Source organism: Caulobacter endophyticus, assembly GCF_029543245.1.
In the GTDB taxonomy this organism is placed as follows: domain Bacteria; phylum Pseudomonadota; class Alphaproteobacteria; order Caulobacterales; family Caulobacteraceae; genus Caulobacter; species Caulobacter endophyticus_A.
Map to the genome: position 1 here is coordinate 65,717 of NZ_JARQWV010000001.1, position 22,499 is coordinate 88,215.

A 22,499-nucleotide genomic window follows, 5' to 3' on the forward strand; every position below is an offset into this window, starting at 1 on the left:
TCTCAAACGTCATGCTCGCCGGCTTTCGCTCTTTCGCCAAATCGCCCTTCGCGATCGTCCTTTTCGGTCTGCTGATCGTCAGCTTCGCCGTCTTCGGCATCAGCGACGTCTTCAGTCAGCCCAGCAGCAGCAAGGTGATCGTCGTCGGTTCGCGCTCGCTGTCGCCCGAGGACTTCAAGGCCCGCTTCGACAATTACCGCGAGCAGATGCAGAAGCAGGGCGAGACCCTGACCCCCGACGGCGCGGTCGCCGCCGGCGTGGATCGCGGCATGCTGCAGGAACTGGCCCTGCAGGAATCGATGGCCGAGCTGATCAAGAAGATGGGCGTGCGCCCGTCGGAAGCCCTGGTCGGCGAAGTGCTGCACAAGCAGCTGAGCGCCCTGCCCGCCGGCGTGCGCCCGTTCGATCCGGTCACCGGCAAGTTCGACAAGCAGATGTACCAGGCCCTGCTGGCGCAGAACAACCTGACCCCGGCCTCGTACGAAGCCTCGCTGCGCGACGAGATCGCCCAGTCGCAATACTTCGCCAGCGTCGCCAACGGCCTGCGCACCCCGCGCATCTATTCGGCCCTGCAGGCCGTCTACGGCTATGAGAACCGCGACCTGTCGGCCTTCCTCCTGACCCCGGCCAACGTCGCCCAGCCGGCCCTGCCGACCGACGCCCAGCTGCAGGCGTTCATGACCGAGAACGCCGCCCGCCTGACCCTGCCCGAGACCCGGGTCCTGTCGGTCGTGCGTTTCAGCGCCAAGGCCCTGGAGTCCTCGGTGACCGTCGATCCGGCCGAGGTTCAGAAGACCTTCGACTTCCGCAAGGACACCCTGGCCCAGCCGGAAACCCGTTCGCTGGTGCAGATCGTCGCCCCGGACGCCAAGGCCGCCGCCGCCATCGCCGAGCGCCTGCGCAAGGGCGAGGCCCCGGCCGACGTGGCCAAGGCCTACGGCAAGCAGCCGGTGATGATCCTCGACAAGCCCAAGACCGCCCTGCCCGACCGCAAGGTGGCCGACGCCGCCTTCGGCCTGGGCGAAGGCCAGGTCAGCGCGCCGATCGCCGGCGAGCTGGGCCAGTCGGTCATCAAGGTTCTGAAGATCAACGCCGCCAAGGCCGCCTCGCTGGAAGCCGCCCGTCCGCAGATCGAAGCCGACCTGCGCGTGCAGGCCGCCCAGACCAAGGCCTATGACCAGACCCAGGCCTTCCAGGACGCCCGTGACGCCGGCGCCAACGTCGTCGACGCCGCCGGCAAGGCCGGCGCCCTGGTGGTCACGACCGCCCCGCTGACGGCCCAGGGCACGGACCTCGGCGGCCAGCCGGCCGCGGGCCTGACCCCCGACGTGCTGAAGGCCGCCTTCGCCCTGCCGGCCGGCGGCGAGAGCGAGCTGATCGAAGCGGGCAAGGGCGAATACTTCGCCGTCCGCGTCGAGAAGGTGAACAAGGCCGCCCTGCCGCCGCTGGCCGAGGTCAAGCCGATGCTGACCCAGCAGTGGATGCTCAACGAGATGGTCAAGCGCCTCAAGGCCAAGGCCGACGAACTGGTCGCCCGCGTCCGCAAGGGCGAATCGATCGACGCCGTGGCCGCCTCGGTGAACACCAAGGTCGAGAAGGTCGCGGGCCTGTCGCGCGAAAACGCCCAGCAGCACCAGGCCCTGGGCCGAGACCTGCTGATCGCCTCGTTCAACGCCAAGCCCGGCGAAACCTTCGCCGCCCGCGCCCCGCAGATCGGCTACTTCGTCGGCCGCATCGACACCGTCCGCCCCGGCGACACGGCCGAGATCGCCCGCGCCGCCGAAGGCATGCGCCCGCAGACCAGCATGGCCTACATGCGCGATATCGGTCAGGCCGGCCGCGCCGCCGCCCGCGACAAGCTGAAGCCGAAGCTGAACCTCAACCTGGCCCGCCAGGCGATCGGCGTCGACACCGAAGCCCTGGCCAAGGCCGAGAAGGACGCCGGCGCCAAGGGCGGCGCCAAGAAGGCCGCGGCTCAATGAGCCTGGAGCCTGGCTACGACGCCTTCGCGGCCGGCTACGACGCCGGCCTCCCGCAGCTGGTCTGGACGCGGCTGATCGACGACCTGGAAACCCCGGTCTCGGCCTATCTGAAGATCGGCCACGGCCGTCCGTACGCCTTCCTGTTCGAAAGCGTCGAGGGCGGCGCCTGGCGCGGCCGCTATTCGATCGTGGCCATGAAGCCCGACGTCGTCTGGCGCTGCCGCGGCGACAAGGCCGAGATCGCGCGCGGCGACGACATCGCCGCCGGCAAGTTCGCTCCGCTGGACGGCGGCGCGCTGGATAGCCTGCGCGACCTGATCGCCCAATCGAAGATGGACCTGCCCGCCGGCCTGCCGCCGATGGCGGCGGGGATCTTCGGCGCGCTTGGCTACGACACCGTGCGCCTGGTCGAGAAGCTGCCGGACATCAATCCGGACGCCCTGGGCCTGCCCGACGGCATCATGACCCGTCCGTCGATCGTGGCGGTGTTCGACGCCATCGCCCAGGAGATCATCCTGACCACGACGGCGCGTCCGACGCCCGGCGTGTCGGCCAAGGAAGCCTATGCGGCGGCCCGCGAGCGCATCGAGACGGTGATGGCCGACCTGCGTCGTCCGCTGGCTCACGACGCCCCCCGCGCGCCCCAGGGGCCGATGGAGTTCACCACCCCGGTCAGCCGCGAGGACTATCGGGACGTCGTCGAGAAGGCCAAGGAGTACATCCGGGCCGGCGATATCTTCCAGGTGGTGCCCAGCCACCGCTTCCGCGCGCCTTTCGGCCTGGACGCCTTCGCCCTCTACCGCTCGCTGCGCCGGACCAACCCGTCGCCGTTCCTGTTCTTCCTGGACCTGGACGGCTTCAACCTGGTGGGCTCCAGCCCCGAGATCCTGGTGCGCCTGCGCGACGGCAAGATCACCATCCGCCCGATCGCCGGCACCCGCCCGCGCGGCGCCACGCCGGAAGAAGACCTGGCGCTGGAAAAAGAGCTGCTGGCCGATCCGAAGGAACGGTCCGAGCACCTGATGCTGCTGGATCTGGGCCGCAACGACGTGGGCCGGGTGGCCATGCTGGGCCAGACGGGTTCGAACGAGAAGCCCAAGGCCGGCAAGCACGCCAATGTGCGGGTCACCGACAGCTTCACGATCGAGCGCTACAGCCACGTGATGCACATCGTCTCGAACGTCGAGGGCGACGCGCCGCAGAACGTCGATCCGGTGGACGTGCTGATGGCCGCCCTGCCCGCCGGCACGCTGTCGGGCGCGCCGAAGGTGCGGGCGATGGAGATCATCGACGAGCTGGAAGTCGAAAAGCGCGGCATCGGCTACGCCGGCGCGGTGGGCTATATCGGCGCCGACGGCTCGGTGGACACCTGCATCGTGCTGCGCACCGCCCTGGTCAAGGACGGCATGATGTACGTCCAGGCCGGCGGCGGCGTGGTGGCCGACAGCGACCCGGACGCCGAATACGACGAGACCCTGCACAAGTCCCGCGCCCTCAAGCGCGCCGCCGAGGAAGCCTGGCGCTTCGCCTGATCGGCGGCTTTTGCGGAAAAGAGGAAGGGGCGGCCCATCGGCCGCCCCTTCTGCGTTCTAGTGCCCGGTGTGCGGCCGGGCCGCGCCTTCGGGGCCGACCGCGTCGGTCAGGCCGTGACCCAGGGCCATGGGCTTGCCGTCCGGACCGCGGTCGGCGATGCGGACCATCTCCATCATGCCGGCGTCCTCGTGGTTGAGGATGTGGCAGTGCAGGACGAAATCGCCGATGTAGCGCTCGTAGTGAGTGCGCACGTTCACCTTGACCTCGGGCTCGACGAAGACGGTGTCCTTGAAGACGCCCTTCATGCCGAAATACTGCGAACCGGCCTGCTGGGTCAGGTCCACGCCGTTCTTGTCGATCACCGACTCGATCTCGAACGGATTGACGTGAATGTGGAACGGGTGGCCGACGTCGGCGGTCTCCAGCGTCCAGCGGTCGGTGTCGCCCAGCACCAGGGTGCGCGAGAAGTCGTTGGGATCGAAGCGGCGGGCGGTCGCCATGGTGCGGCCAAGGCCGGGGCCCTCGCCGCCGTCCGGTGACTTGACCTTCAGCCAGAAGATCAGCGGCTGGTCGTTGTCGGGCTTGGTCGCCAGCAGGCTGGCGTGCGGCTTGAAGGCGGCCAGCGACAGGTCTCGCTCCAGGCCGGCCACGACGCTTTCGGCCAGGGCCGGATCGGTGATCGGCAGGTTGCGGGCGGCCTCGACCAGCAGCGTCTTGACCTGGTCGCGCGGCGTGGCGGCCTTGGGCTGGCCGGCGACGACGTCGACGAGGAACAGCAACTGGCGACGGTCCGAGCTGCCCTCGATGGCGTCCTTCTTCACGTCGACCTGTTCGTCGATCACGCAGTAGGAGCCGGTTTCGGGGAAGCTGACCAGGATGTCGCTGCGATAGCCGGGCTGCAGCACCGTCGAGGTCCGCTCCAGCACTGCCTCGCGGGTCAGGCCGTCGGCGGCGATCTCGAACTGGGCGATGGCCTGGCTGGAGGGAGCGCACTCCTTGGCGATCAGGGCGTCCTGCGAAATGGCGCCGGCCTTGGCGATGGCCTCCAGTGACTTCTTGCCGGTGCGCTTGCGGATCGAGACCTTCACCGTGTCGGCGACGCCGCCGTGGACGAAGCGCCAGCGCTCGGGCGCGCCGGCCACGGCCTTCTGCTCGAGCACCTCGACGGTGGCGCCGTTGACCGTGGTGAAGCGTCCGGAGTTCTTCCAGCGCGGACCGCCGAACAGGTCGTAGCCGTCGAGCTTGCCCACCTGGCCGGCATCGCAGCGCCAGGTGCCGTCGGCATTGGTCTTCACCTTCCCGGCGGCGTCGCGGCAGGCGTACTGGATCTGTTGCAGCACGAAGACGTGGTCAGGCGCCTTGCGCAGCAGGAGGTCGACGTCGCCCGGGATCACCGCCTTGGTCGCCGCGTCCACGCGCGGCAGGCGGTCGCCCTTGATCACCAGCGCGCCGGCCAGGCCGCTGGCCACCTGGATCGCCGTCGAGCCGTGGACGTGCGGATGGTACCAGAAGGTGCCGGCCGGGTGGTCGCCCGGGATGTTGTACTCGTACTCGTAGGTGAAGTCGGGGTTGGGCGGCAGCTGACGCAGTACGTTGTCGCTGATGCCGGCCGGGCTGACCCACAGCCCGTGGCTGTGCAGGTTGGTGGTGTTGAAGCAGTGCGGGACGTTGATGTCCTTGGGGTGGCCAGGGCAGTTGGCCTCGGGCGGCAGCAGGTTGCGGATCTTGACCCGCACGGTCTGGCCCGGACGCGAGACCAGGGTCGGGGCGACGTAGGGACGGCCGGGCGCGGCCGGATGCAGGGCGTCGCGATAGGCCCGCAGTTCCACGTCGTCGGTCATGCCGCTGTTGGCGTTCCAGATCTTCGACGGCAGCAGCACCACGTCGAGCCTGGCCACGACCTCGTCGCCGGACGGCGGCGGGGCTGGCAGCTCGCCGAACATCTCCGGCCGCTCCTCGGGCGCGGCCGCGCCCGGCGCCACGGTGGTCAGGACCGGCGGATCCGAGAACGGCGCATCCTGAGCCGCCGCCGCGCCCGCCATGAAGCCCAGGGCGACAGCCGCGCCGCCCAGCAATCCGAGTTTTCGCATGAAGCACCCCCTGCGTCCGAAAATCGCAGGAGGGTGAGAGCGCCGCCAGAGTCGTTCAAGTTGAATTTACAACCTTAGGAACTCATTTTGGGGCGACAAGGCCGCTCAGTCGCCCAGGCGTTCCTTGGGCAGGTGCTGGGTGGTCAACGGCGGAGCCAGCACCATGACGGTCGCGAAACTGACCGCGGCCACCGCGGCGAAGGCCGCCGCCAGCAGCACCGGCAGCATCTTCTGGCGCCGGCGCGGCGCGCGAAGCAGCGCGCGGGCGTAGGCGATGGCGGCGGTGTCGATGGCGGAATCAGCGACGGGCATGCGGCAGATTGTTATTCAAACGCCCCTTATACGCGAGGTCACAGATGTCGCACCTCCAGCGCGCCCCCCCACTTTCCGTTCAGATACTCGCACACGAGCCGCCGATGACAGTTGTGCGGCGTCGCTTCGGAACACAGTAGGCAGCCTTCTTCGAAGGTCGCGAGCTTCAACCGGTCCTCGATCTTTCGTCCAGCCATCAACGCCATGAAACTGGTCTCGAAGACACGCCAGTCCCCTTTGTCCTTCTTGAAGGCCTTCAAGATCTGGTCCGTCGGCGCCAGTAGAGGCTCATGACGGTAGACGATACCGTCGATGGCCTTCAGGAAGTAAGACAGATCATCCGATTTAGCAAAGCCCGCCAGTTGGGAGGTATTGTGCAGACGCACATCGATAACCGTCCTCACCCCTGCTGCTTTCAGGCGCTCGAAAAAGCTCTTCGCACTCGTTTGGGTGAAGCCGATCGTGGCCAATTTGACGCCACTACTCATACGGCAACCGATGGATCTTCGGTGTCGGCCATGGCTTCAGCGTAAGCGACTTTTCGCGCTCTCTGTGCGTAAGCCCTAGCAATGCGGGCTTCTTCACTTTCAAATATGTCCTCGTGCTCCAGTCCTTCGCTGGCCAACAGCCTACGTACTGTAGCCTCATGAGGCTCCACGGTGCCGTCTGAGCGAATGTGAGCTATGAGAAGTCCACGCTCCTGCAAGCGTCGCGACACCAGCAGGCAGCGATGGCAGTCCAACGGTTCCTGTTCCGAACACATCAGAGCCACGACATGCGAGCGGACCCCTTTGGCCACTCGGTTCAGTCCTTCCCGAAACTTGGGCTCTACCGCCATCGCCTCGTAGTCGGCAACGCCGTGATCGAACAGCCGCGCCGCCGCCGGTCGCCCTCCTAGTTCCGCACCAAGAAATACATAGGCGACGCCCTCCAACATCAATCGCTCAGCCAAGCTATCTCGATTGAAATGAGGTGTGTGACGCGACCAAGGACTAGTTCGCACATCCGCCACCGCCGTCACTCCTGCGCCGCGCAGCAGTTGTGAGAACCTTTCCCAACTGTGGTTGGAATGGCCGATGGTCAGGACACGAGCTTCAGAGGGCATGGATTCCATTGACCTGAAGATAGCATCGGTCAGGCGCGGCGTCGAAGGGACGAGCCAAGCCAAGGCGAACCTGGCAAAGTCCACTTCTTGGTAGCAACTTACTGGCAGCTTCAATGCCGTCATTCCTGAAGGCTTGTTTCAGGTCCTTCGCACCAACCGGCAAGCTGAGCGGTCGATCATTCACGACGACGGCCAACCGCAGTTGGTGCTCGCCTCGATAAGGCCTGTCGTTTAGCCTCAAGCGCTCCGCTCCCACGTTTACAGAGGCGAGGGATCCACATTGCGAGCCTGCGGGAACATAGGCCTTCAGTCCTTCAAAAACTAAGTTTCTCGCGAACACCTTGGCCGCCGTCTCACCTCCCGCACGAGAAAGAACTTTCTTGAACTCAGCCTCACCCAAAATTGCGGTGCGATCGGGAGTTCCGTGAACAACGACGTCCTCCGTGCGATGAGGAAACGGCGTTTCTGGTGTCGCGCCGAGAAACTTAACCACATGCCCAGGATGGAAAATCGTTCTTGGGCCACAGAAAACTGCCGGCCAGAAATCACCGGCGCTCGGCTCCGGTCGGATCATCCGACCACGTTGCAAATCAAACCCCGCCACGCAGCGCAACTTGCCATACAGTGTCACTTCCGTGACGACGATTTCATACGACAAACGCCACCCCCAGACGCACAGAAACAACAACTCACCCTTCGCGTGAGTCTTGGCGGCCATGCAAGCATTCCCCGACTTGGCGCAGCGGGCGGTTAGCCCTAGAAGCGAGGCTCGAAAGGCGGCGTCATGATCCTGGTCATCGATAACTACGACAGCTTCACCTACAACCTCGTGCATTACCTGAACGAGCTGGGGGCAGAGACGGTCGTCCATCGCAACGACGATCTGACGGTGCAGGAGGCCCTGGGCCTGAAGCCGCAGGCCGTGCTGCTGTCGCCGGGCCCCAAGGCCCCCGACCAGGCCGGTATCTGCCTGCCGCTGCTGCGCGGCGCCCCCGACGACCTGGCGATCCTCGGCGTGTGCCTGGGCCACCAGGCCATTGGCCAGGCCTACGGCGGCGAAGTGATCCGGGCCAAGGAGGTCATGCACGGCAAGACCAGCCCGATCCGCCACAGCAACAAGGGCATCTTCAAGGACCTGCCCGACCCGTTCACCGCCACGCGCTATCACAGCCTGGCGGTGCGCCGCGAAAACCTGCCGGAAGAGCTGGAAGTGACCGCCTGGACCGCCGACGGCGAGATCATGGGCGTGCAGCACAAGACCCGTCCCGTGCACGGCGTGCAGTTCCACCCCGAATCCATCGCCACCGAGGGCGGCCACCAGCTCTTGGCCAACTTCCTCGACCTGGCCGGCGTCAAGCGCGACGCCCAGATCTGGGTCTAGGGCGGGGCTTTAGACATGTCCGACGCTTTCAAGCCCCTGCTGGCCAAGCTGGCCGACGGCCAGACCCTTTCGGAAGACGACGCCGAGGTCTTCTTCAGCGCCTGCCTGCGCGGCGAGCCCACTCCGGCTCAGGTGGCCGCGGCGGTCACCGCCATGCGCCTGCGCGGCGAGACCGTGGGCGAGATCGCCGCCTGCGCCCGCGCCATGCGCCGCGCCGCCGTGCACCTGGAGCATCCGTACGACGTGGTCGACGTCTGCGGCACCGGCGGCGATGGCCTGCACACCCTGAACATCTCGACTGCGGTCGGCTTCGTCGCCGCCGGCGGCGGGCTGAAGGTGGCCAAGCACGGCAACCGCGCGGTGACCTCCAAGTCGGGCACCGCCGACGTGCTGGCGGCTCTGGGCGTCAATATCGACGCCAGCCTGGCCCAGCAGCGCGCCGCACTGGACAGCGCCGGCATCTGCTTCCTGTTCGCCCAGTCGCACCACGGGGCGATGAAGCACGTAGCGCCGATCCGCCAGCAGCTGGGCTTCCGCACGATCTTCAATCTGCTGGGTCCGCTGACCAATCCGGCCGGCGCTAGGCGCCAGGTGGTCGGCGTTTCGGCCCCGCGCTTCGTCGAGCCGATCGCCCGCGCCCTGGGAGCCCTGGGCGCCGAGCGGGCCTGGTCGGTGCACGGCGGCGGCATGGACGAGCTGACCATCACCGGCGAGACCGAGGTGGCCGAATGGCGCGAGGGCGCGATGCGCCTCTTCACCATCACGCCGGAAGCCGTGGGCCTGCAGCGCGCCTCTCTGGCCGAGATCACCGGCGGCGACCCGGCCTTCAACGCCGCGGCCCTGACCCGCCTGCTCGACGGCGAGACCGGCGCCTATCGCGACATCGTGTTGCTCAACGCCGCCGCCGCCTTCCTGGTGGCCGACAAGGTCGAGACCCTGCGCGAAGGCGTGGAACTGGCCGGGGCCGTGCTCGACGACGGCCGCGCCAAGGCCGCCCTCGCCGGCCTGGTGGCCGCCACCAATTCCGAAGTTCAGACGGCATGACCGACATTCTCGCCAAGATCGCCGACTACAAGCGCCAGGACGTCGCCGGCCGTAAAGCCGCGCGCTCGCAAGGCCAGGTGGAGGCCGCCGCCAAGACCGCCTCGGCGCCGCGCGGCTTCAAGGCGGCGCTGGAAGCCAGGCACGCGCCCGGCAAGCTCTCCCTGATCGCCGAGATCAAGAAGGCCTCGCCTTCGAAGGGCCTGATCCGCGCCGACTTCGATCCGCCGGCGCTCGCCAAGGCCTACGAGGCCGGCGGCGCGGCCTGTCTTTCCGTGCTGACGGATGGTCCCAGCTTCCAGGGCGCCGACGAGTATCTCGTGGCCGCCCGGGCGGCGACCGCCCTGCCCTGCATCCGCAAGGATTTCCTGGTCGATCCCTGGCAGGTGGCCGAGAGCCGCGCCCTGGGCGCCGACGCCATCCTGGTCATCCTGGCGATGATCGACGACGCCCTGGCGGCCGAGCTGATGGCCGAGGCCGCGCGCCTTGGCATGGACGCCCTGGTCGAGGTGCACGACGAGGCCGAGACCGAGCGCGCCGGCAAGCTGGGCGCGACGCTGTTCGGCGTCAACAACCGCGACCTCAAGAGCTTCGTGGTCGACCTGGCGGTGACCGAGCGCCTGTCGAAGCTGGCGCCGGAGGGCTCGCTGCTGGTCACCGAAAGCGGCCTCTTCACCCATGCCGACGTGGTGCGGATGGAAGCGACCGGCGCCAAGGCCATGCTGGTGGGCGAAAGCCTGATGCGCCAGGCCGACGTGACGGCCGCGACGCGTGAGCTGATCGGTTAGGCGATCATTCGCCAAGGTAACTGCGTTCGCGGGAGTTGCCCGCGCCGTACGAGCCGTGAAACCTTCGTCTGATCCCTTCAGTGGAATAGACGAGGAAAGCCAATGCGCACGCTCGAGATCGCATTTTTCGCAGCCCTGGGGCTCGCGCCGACGGCGGCGTTCGCCCAGGTCGTTCCACCTCCGCCTCCCATATCCGGCTTCGAGGGCGCCACAAGGCCCGGCATCGCCGTCTGCTATACCGGCCCGGGCCAGGCCAACTGCCCGGCCCTGGGAGGCGGTTTCGCCGGCTCGGGCATCGACACCTATTTCGTTCCGCTCTCTTCCCTGGCCTATGCCTCCACCACCGACGCCCTGGCGGCGGGTCAGCGCAAGGCCCGGAACGTGCTTTCGGGCGGGGTCGCCATGGCCACGGCGCTAGACACGATCGCTCCCGCCGACGGCCGCCAGAACCGAATCGGCGGCGGCCTCAGCACCTTCGACGACCAGTCAGGGCTGGCCCTGACCTATACCCGCCGCACCGACCAATGGGACGCAGGCCTGGGTCTGGCGACCTCGCGCTACCAATCGATGGCCAAGGCAACCATCGGTTTTTCTTGGTAAATCGCCGTTTTCCAACCGCGCCGCCGAAGGCCTTGGTCGAGGCAAGAAGGCCTCCGGCGGCGCGTCAGCTTGACATCAGGCGGGAACACCTGGAGAACATTCGAAAGGTTTGCGGTTTGTTCCGCGACGACTTGCGAGGCCGCCATGCTCACCCGCAAGCAGCACGAGCTGCTGATGTTCATCCACGAACGGATCAAGGAGACCGGCGTCTCCCCCTCCTTCGACGAGATGAAGGAGGCCCTGGACCTGGCGTCCAAGTCGGGCATCCACCGGCTGATCACGGCGCTTGAGGAGCGCGGCTTCATCCGCCGCCTGGCCCATAGGGCGCGGGCTCTGGAGGTGGTGAAGCTGCCGCAGCAGGCCACGACGGCCGCTCCGCCCAAGGGGCGCGGCGCCTTCCGTCCGCAGGTGCTGGAAGGCGGCGGTCCCGCGCCGTCGGCCCCCGCTCCCGCTGCGATCGTGGCCAACGACAGCCGAGAGCTGCCGATCCTGGGCCGCATCGCCGCCGGCACGCCGATCGACGCCATACAGCACGAGCGCGACCGCCTGCCGGTGCCCGAAACCATGCTGGGCGGCGGCGAGCACTACGTCCTCGAGGTGCAGGGCGACTCGATGATCGAGGCCGGCATTCTCGACGGCGACTACGTCATCATCCGCAAGGGCGACACGGCCAACAGCGGCGAGATCGTCGTTGCTCTGGTCGGCGAGGAAGCCACGCTCAAGCGCCTGCGCAAGAAGGGCGGCTCGATCGCCCTGGAAGCGGCCAATCCCAAGTACGAGACCCGTATCTTCGGTCCCGACCAGGTCGAGGTGCAGGGCAAGCTGGTGGGCCTGATCCGCCGCTACCACTGACGGCGGTCGTCGCCGAAACAAGCACGCGAGGCGCGGGTGTCGAAAGACCCCCGCGTCTTTCTTGCCTCTAGGGCGCGCCTCAAGGCCCCTAATGGGGTCGCGCTGGACCAGAACACATATTTGTCTGAGTTAATCGAAGCTGCTACTCCAGACCCAAGGCCGTGCGGCGTGTCATGCAGGACACGCCGCGCCATCGGCCGGTCGGAGGAGCTCCTATGTCCCACGCATCCGTCGCGGCCCTCGGCCTGGCGATCGGCCTCTCGCTCGGCCTCAGCGCCGGCGCCCAGCCGATCACCCAGCGGTTCAGCGCCGATCCCTCGCCGCACGTGTTCGGCGACACGGTCTATGTCTACGCCACCGACGATGCGTCGAACTCGGGCAAGTACTGGGACTCGACGTCCTGGCGGCTCTACAGCTCCAAGGACCTGAAGACCTGGAGTGACGACGGGGCGTTCCTGGACGTGACGGTGTTCAAGTGGGCCAGGCCCGACGCCAAGGCCTGGGCGCCGGGCGCGATCGAGCGCGGCGGCAAGTTCTATTTCTATGCGCCCGTAGGCGGCGACAAGATCGGCGTGGCGGTGGCCGACCGGCCGCAGGGCCCGTTCAAGGACGCCATCGGCGCCCCACTGGTCGACAAGGCCCGCGACGCCAACGCCGGCGACGAGCCGATCGACCCGCAGGTGCTGATCGACGACGACGGCCAGGCCTACATGCTGTTTGGCACCCGCGTGCCCAAGATCGTGCGGCTGGGCGCCGACATGGCCTCGCTGGCCGGGCCGATCGAGAACCTGGTGGTCACCGGCTATCCGGCAAGCGACCCGAAGAAGAAATACGGCGAGGCGCCGTTCCTGCACAAACGGGACGGCCTCTACTATTTCAGCTTCTCGACCGGCTGGCCGGGCCAGATCGTCTATGCGACCGCCAGATCGCCGATGGGGCCGTACGCCTATCGCGGCGTGATCCTCGACTACCTGCCGATCTCGACCAACCACCAGGCCATCATAGAACGCGACGGCCGGTGGTGGTTCTTCTATCACGACAAGCTGTTGCCTGGCGGCGGAGACCATCGGCGCTCGATCACCCTGGCGCCGCTGAGCTATGGCGACGACGGCGCGATCCTGCCGATCAAGCGGGCGCCGGTTCCCTAGAGCGCAGCTTGGGTCCCCGCCTTCGCGGGGATGCTCGGTGAAAAAACGAAGTTGCTGAATGTCGGCCTAGCCTAGAGCACCAGTTCCTTGGCCGCCGTCTCGAAGCCCGTCCAGGCGGCCGCGGCCAGGGCCGCCCCGGTGCTGGCCCGGCGCACGCCCAGTCCCGGCAGGTCGGCGACCTTCATGTCGGGGCCCCACAGCAGCACGTTGACCGGCTTGGGCGCCACCGCCGCGACGATGGCGGCGATGTCGTCGTACTTGGTCACGCCCGGCGCATGGAGGCAGTCGGCGCCGGCCTCGGCATAGGCCACGAGGCGCTCGATGGTCGGCGCAAGGTCGTCGCGGCCGATCAGGAAGCCTTCGGTGCGGCCCACCAGCATGACGTCCTGGCCAGAGGCGTCGATGGCCGCGCGGGCGGCGGCAAGGCGCTCGACGGCGGTGTCGAGGTCGTAGAGATCCTTGCCGACCCGGTCCTCGATGGAGAGGCCCGCGATACCGGTCTCGACCGCGCGGGCGACATTGGCGGCGACGCCCTCGGCGCTGTCGGCGAAGCCGGCCTCGAAGTCGGCGTTGACCGGCAGGTCGGTGGCGGCGACCAGCAGGGCCAGGTGCTCGATCACCTCGTCGACGCTGACCTCGCCGTCCGCGCGGCCCCAGGACCAGGCCATGCCGGCGCTGGTCGAGGCCAAGGCCTTGAAGCCCAGCTTTTGCAGGCGAACCGCGCCGCCGGCGTCCCACGGGTTGGGCAGAACGAAGAAGCCGTCCTGGTGCAGGGCGCGGAACGCGGCGCGGCGGGCGGCGAAGGGCGTGGCGTCAGTCATCGGCCTTATATCTCCAAACGAGTCGTCACCCGGACATAGCCGCGGCGGCGCGGCATCATCCGCCCGGATCTTGCGCAATCGTGTCAGCAGTCGTCGTCCATGGGCGACGGCCGCGGCCGGGCGCCGTCCACACGATCCACCAGCCGTCGGGCCGACGCCAGAGCTCGGCCGCGCCGCCGGCGGCGAAATCCTCTCCCGCCAGCACGACGGCGTCGTGACAGGCAGCCGGGAGGACGGCGGGCCTGGATCCGCGCAGGATCACGACCTCGGCGCCGGCGCAGAGCCGCTGGAGGGCCTCAAAGTCCGGCGTGCGGCGGGTCCAGGACAGGCTGGCGGCGACGGGCGCGCCCTGCCCCGGCCGGCACGAGACGCGATCGCATGCGAAGCCGCCGCCGTCGACGGGCGTCATGCCCCGGCGGCGAGCCCAGAGCTCGGCCCCGAAGCGGCGGGCGTCGGGGCGCAGCAGCACCGCCTCCGCGCCCCGACGGGCGACGGCCGTGGTTCCGTCGGCGGCGATCCAGAGATCCGGCGCGGCCGGGCGTGGCCACAGGGCCACGGCCAGGAACAGCGGGACGCCCAGCCAGCGCAGGCGGCCCTTCCACAGGCACAGCAGCATGATGCCGAGGAACGACAGCACCAGGGTGAAGCCCGGCGCGCTGGCCACGGTCTGCTGGGCGCCGTGGGCGCTGGCGAACCAGCGGGCGACGGCGGTCATGGCCTCGATGCCCCAGCCGGCCACGGCCAGGAACGGACCGCCCAGGCCCAGCGGTTCCAGCGCCGCGCCGACCGCCAGGAACGGCATGATCACGAAGGACGACAGCGGCGAGACCACCAGATTGGCCGGCAGGCCCCAGATGGCCACGCGGTTGAAGTGCTGCATGGCGAAAGGGCCCGTCGCCAGGCCCGCCACGAAGCTGGCCCCGACGCTGATCGCCAGCCAGGCCAGGGCGCCCTGCGTGAAGCGGATCGGCCAGGGCACCGAAATCTCGCGTGGCTGGCGGGGCCACGCCTCGGCCAGCGCCACAAGGGCGGCGGTGGCGGCGAACGACATCTGGAAGCCCGCCGCGCCGGCCTGCTCGGGCTGGGCGACGAGAATGATCAGGGCGGCCAGGGCCAGGCCGTGCAGGCTGACAGCCTGGCGGTCGGCGAGGATGGCCAGGAACGCCACGCCCGCCGTGATCGCTGCGCGCAGGGCCGGCGGCGGGGCGCCGGAGACGATCAGATAGGCGCCGACGGCCGCCAGACCCGCCAGGGCGGCGATCTTCTTGCCTGGAAAGCGCAGCGCCGCCCACGGCCAGGCGGCCACGAGAAGGCGCACGGCTGCGAACACGAAGCCGCCGACGATGGCCATGTGCAGGCCGGATATGGAGAGGATGTGCGCCAGGCCCGAGGCGCGCATGGCCTCGGTCTGCTCGGCCGTGACCCAGGCCTCGTGGCCGGTGACCATGGCCGCGGCGATGCCGCCGCTTTCGGGGCCCAGGCGCTCGACGATGCGCGAGGCCAGGCTCCAGCGCATGGCGTTGATGGCCATCGCCAGGCGCAATCGCCAGGGCGGCGGGTCGAGGGCTGCGTCCTCGATCTCGCCCACCGTGAATCCGACGCCGCCGATGCCGTTGAACCAGGCGTCGCGGGCGAAGTCGTGCGAGCCGGGCGCGGCCGGCGGCGGAGGGGCCGACAGCATGGCCCGCAGGCGCACGGCCGATCCGGGCGGCGGGGCCTCCATACCTTCGGGCAGGCTGACGCGGATCCGTGTCGGGGTGGCGGCCGGCGCGAGGCGCGAGACCGAAGCCGGCGCGATCAGCAGGCGCGGCCCGGCCGCGCCCGGCGAGACCACGTCGACGACGAATCCGTCGACCACCCGCACGCCGCGCTCGACGGGCATGACCGGGGCGGCGACGCGGTCGCAGCGCACCTTGCCGGCCAAGGCGCCGGCGGCGGCGAAGGCCATGAGGGTCAGCGGCACGGGCAGGCCGCTCCAGCGCGTCCAGCCCCGGCTCCAGACCGCCAGGACGCCCAGCGCCAGGGCCACGAGGGCCAGCAGCGACCAGCTGGGCTCGGTCTTCAGCCCCAGATAGGCGGCCGCGCCCAGCGCGAAGGCCACCGGGCTCCACAGCATCCATCGGGCGGCGTTGGCGCGCGCCTCGTCGATCAGTTGTGTGACAAAGGTTGCGGGACTAGGACACCTTCGAACGGCCGTGCTAAGACGCGCCGCCCAACGGCCGGCGCGTGCGTCGCGCGCCGTCGGGCCTCCCGCCGCCCCCGCGGCCTCCAGACCGTCAGCTTCGAAGCCTATGTCCAGTTCCTCCCCCGCCCCCAGCGGCGTCGTCACCCGCTTCGCCCCGTCGCCGACCGGCTTCCTGCATATCGGCGGCGCCCGTACGGCGCTGTTCAACTGGTTATATGCACGCCATACGGGAGGGAAGTTCCTTATTCGCGTCGAGGACACCGACCGCGAGCGCTCGACCGAAGCCGCCGTGGCCGCGATCTTCGAGGGCCTGGACTGGCTGGGCCTGAAGTCGGACGAGGAACCGATCTTCCAATACAGCCGCGCCGACCGTCACCGCGAAGTGGTGCAGGAGCTGCTGGCCAAGGGCCGCGCCTATCGCTGCTGGATGACCGTCGAAGAGCTGGAAGCCGCCCGCGAGAAGGCCCGCGCCGAAGGCCGCGCCATCCGCTCGCCCTGGCGCGACGCACCGCCGCCGGCCGATCCGTCCGCGCCGCACGTCATCCGCTTCAAGGGCCCGCTGGAAGGCGAGACCCTGGTCGACGACATGGTCAAGGGTCCGGTGACCTTCCGCAACATCGAGCTCGACGACCTGGTGCTGCTGCGCAACGACGGCGCGCCGACCTACAACCTCGCCGTGGTGGTCGACGACCACGACATGGGCGTGACCCACGTCATCCGTGGCGACGACCACCTGAACAACGCCGCCCGCCAGAGCCTGATCTACCAGGCGATGGAGTGGAACGTGCCGTCGTTCGCCCACATCCCGCTGATTCACGGCCCGGACGGCGCCAAGCTGTCGAAGCGTCACGGCGCTCAGGCCGTCGGCGAGTTCGCCGACATGGGCTACATCCCCGAGGGCCTGCGCAACTACCTGGCGCGCCTGGGCTGGGGCCACGGCGACGACGAGGTGTTCAACGACGCCCAGGCCATCGAGTGGTTCGACGTCAAGGACGTCGTGAAGGCCCCTGCCCGCCTGGACTGGGCCAAGCTGAACTTCATCAACAGCCAGCACCTGCGCCAGGCCGACGACGCGCGCCTGACCGCCCTGACCCTGAAGGCCCTGACGGCCGCCGGCGCCGACCTGCCGGCCGACGCCGAGGCGCGCATCGCTTCGACCGTTCCGCAGGTCAAGGAAGGCGCCAAGACCATCCTGGAGTTGGGCGAGCACGTGGCCTTCGCGCTGAAGGTGCGCCCGCTGACGCTCGAGGAAAAAACCGCCAAGCAGCTTTCCGAGGAAACGGTCGCGCGCCTCGCACGACTTCGTGAACATCTCGCGGCCGCCCCGGTGTGGGGCGTCGCGGAACTCGAGGCGCTGTTGAAATCGTTTGCTGAATCCGAGGCCGTAGGCTTTGGAAAGTTCGGTCCGCCGCTGCGTGGGATCCTCACCGGCGGGGCCCAGGCGCCTGACCTGAACAAGATCATGGCGGCCCTGGGACGAGACGAGTCTCTCGGCCGGCTTGACGATGCGCTGGCGTCGCGCGCATGAGGCGCTATAACGCACCCGCGAAATGCAAAACTGGACTGATCGTACCACTATTGAAAGGGTCTCTCGCATGACCGACAAAGCCACGCTGACGATCGGCGACAAGAGCTACGAGCTGCCGATCCTCAAGGGCAGCACGGGTCCGGACGTTCTGGACATCCGAAAGGTCTACGGCGAAAGCGACCATTTCACCTTCGACCCGGGCTTCACCTCGACCGCCTCGTGCGAGAGCAAGATCACCTATATCGACGGTGACGCCGGCGTTTTGCTGCACCGCGGTTATCCGATCGACCAGCTCGCCGAGAAGTCGTCGTTCCTCGAAGTCTGCCACCTGCTGCTGAACGGCGAACTGCCGACGGCCGCCGAACTGGCCAAGTTCGAGAACAACATCACCTACCACACGATGCTGCACGCGCAGTTCGACCGGTTCTTCGAAGGCTTCCGTCGCGACGCCCACCCGATGGCCGTCATGACCGGCGCCGTGGGCGCCCTGTCGGCCTTCTACGCCGACAGCATGAACGTCGACGACGCCCGCGAGCGTGAGATCAGCGCCCATCGCCTGATCGCCAAGATGCCGACGATCGCCGCCCGCGCCTACAAGTACACGATCGGCCAGCCGTTCGTGTCGCCGCGCAACGACCTGTCGTACTCGGAAAACTTCCTGCGCATGTGCTTCTCGGTCCCGGCCGAGGACTGGAAGCCGAACCCGGTCCTGACCCGCGCCATGGACCGCATCTTCATCCTGCACGCCGACCACGAGCAGAACGCCTCGACCTCGACCGTCCGTCTGGCCGGTTCGTCGGGCGCTCACCCGTTCGCCTGCATCGCCGCCGGCATCGCCTGCCTGTGGGGCCCGTCGCACGGCGGCGCCAACCAGGAAGCTCTGGAGATGCTCGAGCAGATCGGCACGGTCGACAAGATCCCCGAGTTCATCGAGGGCGTGAAGGCTCGCAAGCACAAGCTGATGGGCTTCGGTCACCGCGTGTACAAGAACTTCGACCCGCGCGCGAAGGTCATGCAGAAGACCTGCCACGAGGTCCTCGGCCAGCTGGGCATCAACGACCCGCTGCTCGAAGTGGCCATGGAGCTGGAAAAGATCGCGCTGAGCGATCCGTTCTTCATCGAGCGCAAGCTATACCCGAACATCGACTTCTACTCGGGCATCACCCTGCGTGCGATGGGCTTCCCGACCAACATGTTCACCGTGCTGTTCGCCCTGGCCCGCACCGTCGGCTGGATCAGCCAGTGGAAGGAAATGTTCGAGGATCCGACCCGCAAGATCGGTCGTCCGCGTCAGCTCTACACGGGCTCGACCCAGCGCGACTACATCGACGTCGAGAAGCGCGGCTAAGCGCTTTTCCGGCTTCGAGATACGGCAAAGGCCCCGGGAAACCGGGGCCTTTTTCGTTGTGGGGCTGACTAAACTCCTCCCCGTGAAACGGGGGAGGTGGCGCGGCGCCATCGGCGACGTGACGGAGGGGGCGAGTGACAAAGCTCAGCGCCCCGTCTCGCCCCCTCCACCGCTTCGCGGTCCCCCTCCCCCGTTTCACGGGGGAGGAGTTGTCTTAGAACCGCAACCCCACGATCAGGCCCGCATAGGTCTGGTCGTCGGCCATGCCGGTCTGCTTGAGGAACGTGCCCGAGGTGGTGTGGTTGAGGATGCCGGTCACGGTCACGAACGGCGAGACGGCGTAGCTGGCGAAGGCCGCCTGGCGCCAGCCGACATAGTGGGCCGTGCCTTCCAGCCCGCCGCGCAGAACCTGGCCGCCCAGGCCGTAGAGGCCGTCCTCGTCGCTCTGGCGCCACAGCCCCGCCACCTGCAGGCCGGCGGTCAGCTTGGGCGTGGGCTTGAAGGTCAGTTGCGGCTGGATCGCCACCATGTTGGTGATGCCGAAGTCGGTGCGCAGCGAGATCGGCTGCGGGAACATCTGGGCGTACGAGTTCAGCTTGCCGTCGTTGCGGCTCTTGTCGCCGGAGGCGGCCTCGAGGCGCAGGCCCAGGCGCGGCGACCACGGGGCCTTGAAGGTGTAGCCGCCCATGGCCGAGACGTACCAGGCCGAGACGTCGAGATCGCGATAGGTGCCGCCTTGGTAGACGCCTTCCAGGTCGTAGTCCCAGGCGCCATAGCGGCCCGCCAGGCGAGCTGAGTACGAGCCCCGGCGATCGCGGCCGCCGGTGACGCTGTCATAGACGGCGCCGCGCTTGTCGCTGTTGACGTAAAGCAGCTCCAGCTTGGGCGCCGTCGGCCCCTGCCCCAGCGTGCGCGAGGCCGTCACGCCGGCCAGGCGGTAGTCGAGGTTGGTGGCGTCGTCCCACGAGGTCTTGGCCTCGCGCAGGGCGTAGCCGTAGAAGGCGCCGCCGCTCCAGCCGGTCTTCCGGTCGACCAGCACGCGGGCCATGTCGAACGAGGTGCGGCTGTTGGCGCCCTCGCGCATGTCGAAGATGCGATAGGCGCCCAGGCCCAGCTCCTGGCGACCGACGCGTAGGCGCACCTTGGCGTCGCCGACCTCGGCGTTGGTTTCCAGGAAGGCCTGGTGCAGGTCCCAGCGGCTGACCTCGATCGGCGGCTCGCCGCTGTCAAGATCGATGCTGCGGGCGTCCTGCACGTCGACGAAGGCGCGCAGGCGCGATCCCATGTGCAGGTCGGCCCACAGCCGGGTGCGGGTCTGGGCGTTGCCGTCCTCGTCCTGGGCGCCGCGGCCGAAGCGCTCGTTGCCCCGGTCTTCGAGGCGTAGGCGGAACTCGCCGCCGAGGCTGAGATAGCTGGTCTCGCCGACGGGGATGTATTTCAGCTTCGACCAGGGCATGGTGCGCTTGGCCGGGTCGGCCAGATAGCTCCAGTCCTCGTCGTGGTTGATCAGCTTGAAGGCCGGCGCCTTGGTCGCGGCCGGCGGCGGCACGTTGCCGGGCGACGGGGCGTTCTGGGCGGGGATCGGGACGACGCGGTCCTGGGCCTGGGCTTGAGCCTGGGTGGCGATCGGGGCGTCGGCTACGGGCGCAAGCAAGGCGGCCGCGGCCACAGTGGTCAGCAGCATCAGGTTTCCTCCAGAGGGCGCGGTTGGCTCCGCGCTCTTTGGTTCTTGGCTTTAGGGGATGGGGTTATTCGGCGTCGGGCTGGGCCGACGGGACGGCGGACTTGAAGGCGTCGAGCTCCAGGCAGGCGGCCTCGATGTCGGTCAGGCGGTTCCAGCGCAGCTCGACGCCGAAGCGGCGAGCGTTGCCCAGCTGCGGCACGAGCACCAGGTCGGCCAGGCCCGGCGCGTCGCCGAAGGCGAAACGACCAGACTGTCCGGCCAGAAGCTTGTCGACCGCGTCGAGACCCTCCTCGATCACGCCGGCCGCCCAGCCCTGGACGGCGGGCTCGTCGAGGCCGAGGTCGCGCAGGCGGGCCAGGACTTTCAGGTTCTGCACCGGATGGATGTCGCAGGCGATGGCCTGGGCGACGGCGCGGACCTGAGCCCTGGCGAACGGATCGGACGGCAGCAGCGGCGGCTCGGGATGGGTCTCGTCGAGATATTCGACAATGGCCAGGGACTGGGTCAGCACCCGGCCGTCGTCGATGGCGAGCGCGGGGAGCAGGCCCTGCGGGTTGATCGCCAGATAGTCCGGCGCCCGCTGCTCGCCCCGACGCAGGTGGTGGAACACCTGGTCGACGGGCAGGCCCTTGAGGCCCAGGGCGATCCGCACGCGCCACGACGCGGTCGAACGAAAATAGCCGTGCAGGATCATGATGGTGTCAGACTCCGGACTTCTTGCGCACGCCGCCGAGGATGAAGACGGCGAGCGAGGCGATGAGGGCGGGAACCACGGCGGTCAGGATGATCGAACCGGGGGCCCACTTGTTGGCGAGAAGCGCGCCGCCCACGAGCGGGCCGACGATGGCGCCGACGCGGCCCACGCCCAGGGCCCAGCCCACGCCGGTGGCGCGGATGGCGGTGGGATAGACCGATGCGGCCAGGGCGTTGCAGCCGATCTGGGCGCCGACGACGCCGAAGCCCGACAGAGCCGCCCCGACCAGAAGCGTGGTCAGGTGGGTGCCGCCCAGGGCGATGAGGGCGATGAAGGCGGCCGAGGCCGCATAGGCCGCGCCGAGCACGATGTAGGGGCTGAAGCGGTCGATCAGGCGGCCCAGGGCGATGGCCCCGACCACGCCGCCGAGGTTCAGGGTGGCGGTCGACAGGATGGCCATCGACAGCGGCAGGCCCGCGCCCTTCAGCAGGGTCGGCAGCCAGTTCACCAGGAAGTACATGACGAGCAGGTTCATGAAGAACGCCACCCACAGCAGGCCCGTGACCGGCGCCCGGCCTTGGGTGAAGAGCTGGGCGACCGAGAAGCCCTTGGGGGCCTCGGCCTGCTCGCTGCGCAGGTGCGAGACGAACTCGGCGGTCGAGGCGTTGGCGTCGATCCGGCGGACGATCGGGGCGATCTTGCTCTCGGGCGCGCCCTTGGCGACCAGGAAGCGCACCGACTCCGGCAGCAGGGCCATCAGCACCGGCACCAGCAGCAGCGGCAGCACGCCGCCGACCACGAACACCGAGTGCCAGCCGAACTGTTCGATCAGGCCGGTCGACAGCACCCCGCCCAGGGTCGAACCCAGCGGGAAGCCGCAGAACATCACCGTCACCAGGGTGGCGCGCAGGCGCTCGGGCGCATACTCGCTGGTCAGGGCGATGATGTTGGGCATGGCCGCGCCCAGGCCGATGCCGGTGAGGAAGCGGTACATCAGAAGCTCGTTCATCGTGCCCGAGGTCGCCGTCAGCAGGGCGAACAGGCCGAAGATCACGGTCGAGATCAGGATGATGGTCTTGCGGCCGAACTTGTCGGCGGCGGGGCTGAGCAGGAAGGCGCCGACGGTCAGGCCCAGGAGGCCCACGGCGAAGATCGGGCCGAAGGCGGCCGGGGTCAGGCCCCAGTCCTCGGCGATGCGTGGGGCCACGTAGGCGATGGCCTGCGTGTCGAACCCGTCGAGCATGGCGATGACGGCGCAGAGGGCGGTGACGCCGAACTGCAGGGAGCCGAACTTCGCCCGGTCGACGACGGCGTTGCCCGCCGTCGCTTCAAGAGTAGCCATTGTCGTTTCCTCAAAGAGGGGGCGGCTCTGTTGGCCGCTCCCCTCGTCCCTAGTCTTGGTGTGTC

General features: G+C 68.5%; 20 protein-coding genes. 10 read left to right on the forward strand and 10 right to left on the reverse strand.

The features are described 5' to 3' along the window. The first annotated feature begins 11 nt into the window (after positions 1 to 11). Complete coding sequence (locus P7A99_RS00305; RefSeq protein ID WP_277791961.1) at positions 12 to 1,982, forward strand: peptidylprolyl isomerase; 1,971 nt, start codon at positions 12 to 14, stop codon at positions 1,980 to 1,982. Further along, complete coding sequence (gene trpE, locus P7A99_RS00310) at positions 1,979 to 3,514, forward strand: anthranilate synthase component I (protein WP_277791962.1); 1,536 nt, start codon at positions 1,979 to 1,981, stop codon at positions 3,512 to 3,514. Before P7A99_RS00305 ends, trpE begins: the two co-directional genes overlap by 4 nt. Before the next feature lie 57 nt (positions 3,515 to 3,571). Here the strand turns inward: trpE and P7A99_RS00315 are convergent, their stop codons facing one another. The 5 genes from P7A99_RS00315 to P7A99_RS00335 all read right to left on the reverse strand — a co-directional run bounded on the left by P7A99_RS00315 (position 3,572) and on the right by P7A99_RS00335 (position 7,740). Next, positions 3,572 to 5,605, reverse strand: coding sequence for a multicopper oxidase family protein (locus P7A99_RS00315; RefSeq protein ID WP_277791963.1), 2,034 nt, complete (start codon positions 5,603 to 5,605; stop codon positions 3,572 to 3,574). 105 nt (positions 5,606 to 5,710) lie between these two features. Beyond that, a complete protein-coding gene (locus tag P7A99_RS00320) occupies positions 5,711 to 5,917 on the reverse strand; it encodes a hypothetical protein (protein WP_277791964.1) in 207 nt (68 codons plus the stop codon). A gap of 38 nt (positions 5,918 to 5,955) precedes the next feature. Further along, entirely contained in the window at positions 5,956 to 6,387 is a 432-nt protein-coding gene (locus P7A99_RS00325; protein ID WP_277791965.1) for a DUF488 domain-containing protein, read from the reverse strand. Positions 6,388 to 6,401: 14 nt separating this feature from the next. Next, positions 6,402 to 7,031, reverse strand: coding sequence for a DUF488 domain-containing protein (locus P7A99_RS00330; RefSeq protein ID WP_277791966.1), 630 nt, complete (start codon positions 7,029 to 7,031; stop codon positions 6,402 to 6,404). Then, a complete protein-coding gene (locus P7A99_RS00335; RefSeq protein WP_277791967.1) occupies positions 7,012 to 7,740 on the reverse strand; it encodes a dual OB domain-containing protein in 729 nt (242 codons plus the stop codon). Before P7A99_RS00335 ends, P7A99_RS00330 begins: the two co-directional genes overlap by 20 nt. 66 nt (positions 7,741 to 7,806) lie before the next feature. On the opposite strand from P7A99_RS00335, the gene P7A99_RS00340 reads away from it, so the two are divergent. From P7A99_RS00340 to P7A99_RS00365, 6 genes are all read left to right on the forward strand, one after another. After that, positions 7,807 to 8,403, forward strand: a complete 597-nt coding sequence (locus P7A99_RS00340; protein ID WP_277791968.1) for an anthranilate synthase component II — start codon at positions 7,807 to 7,809, stop codon at positions 8,401 to 8,403. Positions 8,404 to 8,418: 15 nt separating this feature from the next. Next, positions 8,419 to 9,447, forward strand: coding sequence for an anthranilate phosphoribosyltransferase (trpD, locus tag P7A99_RS00345; RefSeq protein ID WP_277791969.1), 1,029 nt, complete (start codon positions 8,419 to 8,421; stop codon positions 9,445 to 9,447). Further along, on the forward strand, positions 9,444 to 10,232 hold the full coding sequence (gene trpC, locus P7A99_RS00350; RefSeq protein WP_277791970.1) for an indole-3-glycerol phosphate synthase TrpC: 789 nt from the start codon (positions 9,444 to 9,446) through the stop codon (positions 10,230 to 10,232). Before trpD ends, trpC begins: the two co-directional genes overlap by 4 nt. A gap of 102 nt (positions 10,233 to 10,334) precedes the next feature. Continuing rightward, a complete protein-coding gene (locus tag P7A99_RS00355) occupies positions 10,335 to 10,832 on the forward strand; it encodes a hypothetical protein (protein ID WP_277791971.1) in 498 nt (165 codons plus the stop codon). A 144-nt stretch (positions 10,833 to 10,976) separates the two neighbouring features. Continuing rightward, the gene (gene lexA / locus P7A99_RS00360; RefSeq protein ID WP_277791972.1) at positions 10,977 to 11,684 is read left to right on the forward strand and encodes a transcriptional repressor LexA; all 708 of its coding nucleotides are present in this window, start codon (positions 10,977 to 10,979) and stop codon (positions 11,682 to 11,684) included. A gap of 215 nt (positions 11,685 to 11,899) precedes the next feature. Further along, positions 11,900 to 12,832, forward strand: coding sequence for a family 43 glycosylhydrolase (locus tag P7A99_RS00365; RefSeq protein ID WP_277791973.1), 933 nt, complete (start codon positions 11,900 to 11,902; stop codon positions 12,830 to 12,832). Positions 12,833 to 12,903: 71 nt separating this feature from the next. On the opposite strand, the gene P7A99_RS00370 is transcribed toward P7A99_RS00365, so the two are convergent. Continuing rightward, positions 12,904 to 13,653 (reverse strand): isocitrate lyase/PEP mutase family protein, encoded by a 750-nt coding sequence (locus P7A99_RS00370; RefSeq protein ID WP_277791974.1) that lies wholly within the window; start codon positions 13,651 to 13,653, stop codon positions 12,904 to 12,906. A 55-nt stretch (positions 13,654 to 13,708) separates the two neighbouring features. Then, positions 13,709 to 15,769: a ComEC/Rec2 family competence protein gene (locus tag P7A99_RS00375; protein ID WP_277791975.1), complete on the reverse strand. Its 2,061-nt coding sequence runs from the start codon at positions 15,767 to 15,769 to the stop codon at positions 13,709 to 13,711. Positions 15,770 to 15,944: 175 nt separating this feature from the next. Here P7A99_RS00375 and gltX point away from each other — a divergent pair, with 175 nt between their 5' ends. Both gltX and gltA read left to right on the forward strand, forming a co-directional pair. Then, entirely contained in the window at positions 15,945 to 17,366 is a 1,422-nt protein-coding gene (gene gltX, locus P7A99_RS00380; protein ID WP_277791976.1) for a glutamate--tRNA ligase, read from the forward strand. Positions 17,367 to 17,433: 67 nt separating this feature from the next. Further along, a complete protein-coding gene (gene gltA / locus P7A99_RS00385; protein WP_101717855.1) occupies positions 17,434 to 18,714 on the forward strand; it encodes a citrate synthase in 1,281 nt (426 codons plus the stop codon). 214 nt (positions 18,715 to 18,928) lie between these two features. Here gltA and P7A99_RS00390 read toward each other — a convergent pair whose 3' ends face one another. The 3 genes from P7A99_RS00390 to P7A99_RS00400 all read right to left on the reverse strand — a co-directional run bounded on the left by P7A99_RS00390 (position 18,929) and on the right by P7A99_RS00400 (position 22,434). Beyond that, entirely contained in the window at positions 18,929 to 20,398 is a 1,470-nt protein-coding gene (locus tag P7A99_RS00390; protein ID WP_277791977.1) for an alginate export family protein, read from the reverse strand. A 64-nt stretch (positions 20,399 to 20,462) separates the two neighbouring features. Continuing rightward, the gene (gene maiA, locus P7A99_RS00395; RefSeq protein WP_277791978.1) at positions 20,463 to 21,092 is read right to left on the reverse strand and encodes a maleylacetoacetate isomerase; all 630 of its coding nucleotides are present in this window, start codon (positions 21,090 to 21,092) and stop codon (positions 20,463 to 20,465) included. 7 nt (positions 21,093 to 21,099) lie between these two features. After that, positions 21,100 to 22,434, reverse strand: coding sequence for an MFS transporter (locus P7A99_RS00400; RefSeq protein ID WP_277791979.1), 1,335 nt, complete (start codon positions 22,432 to 22,434; stop codon positions 21,100 to 21,102). Between the last annotated feature and the right edge of the window lie 65 nt (positions 22,435 to 22,499).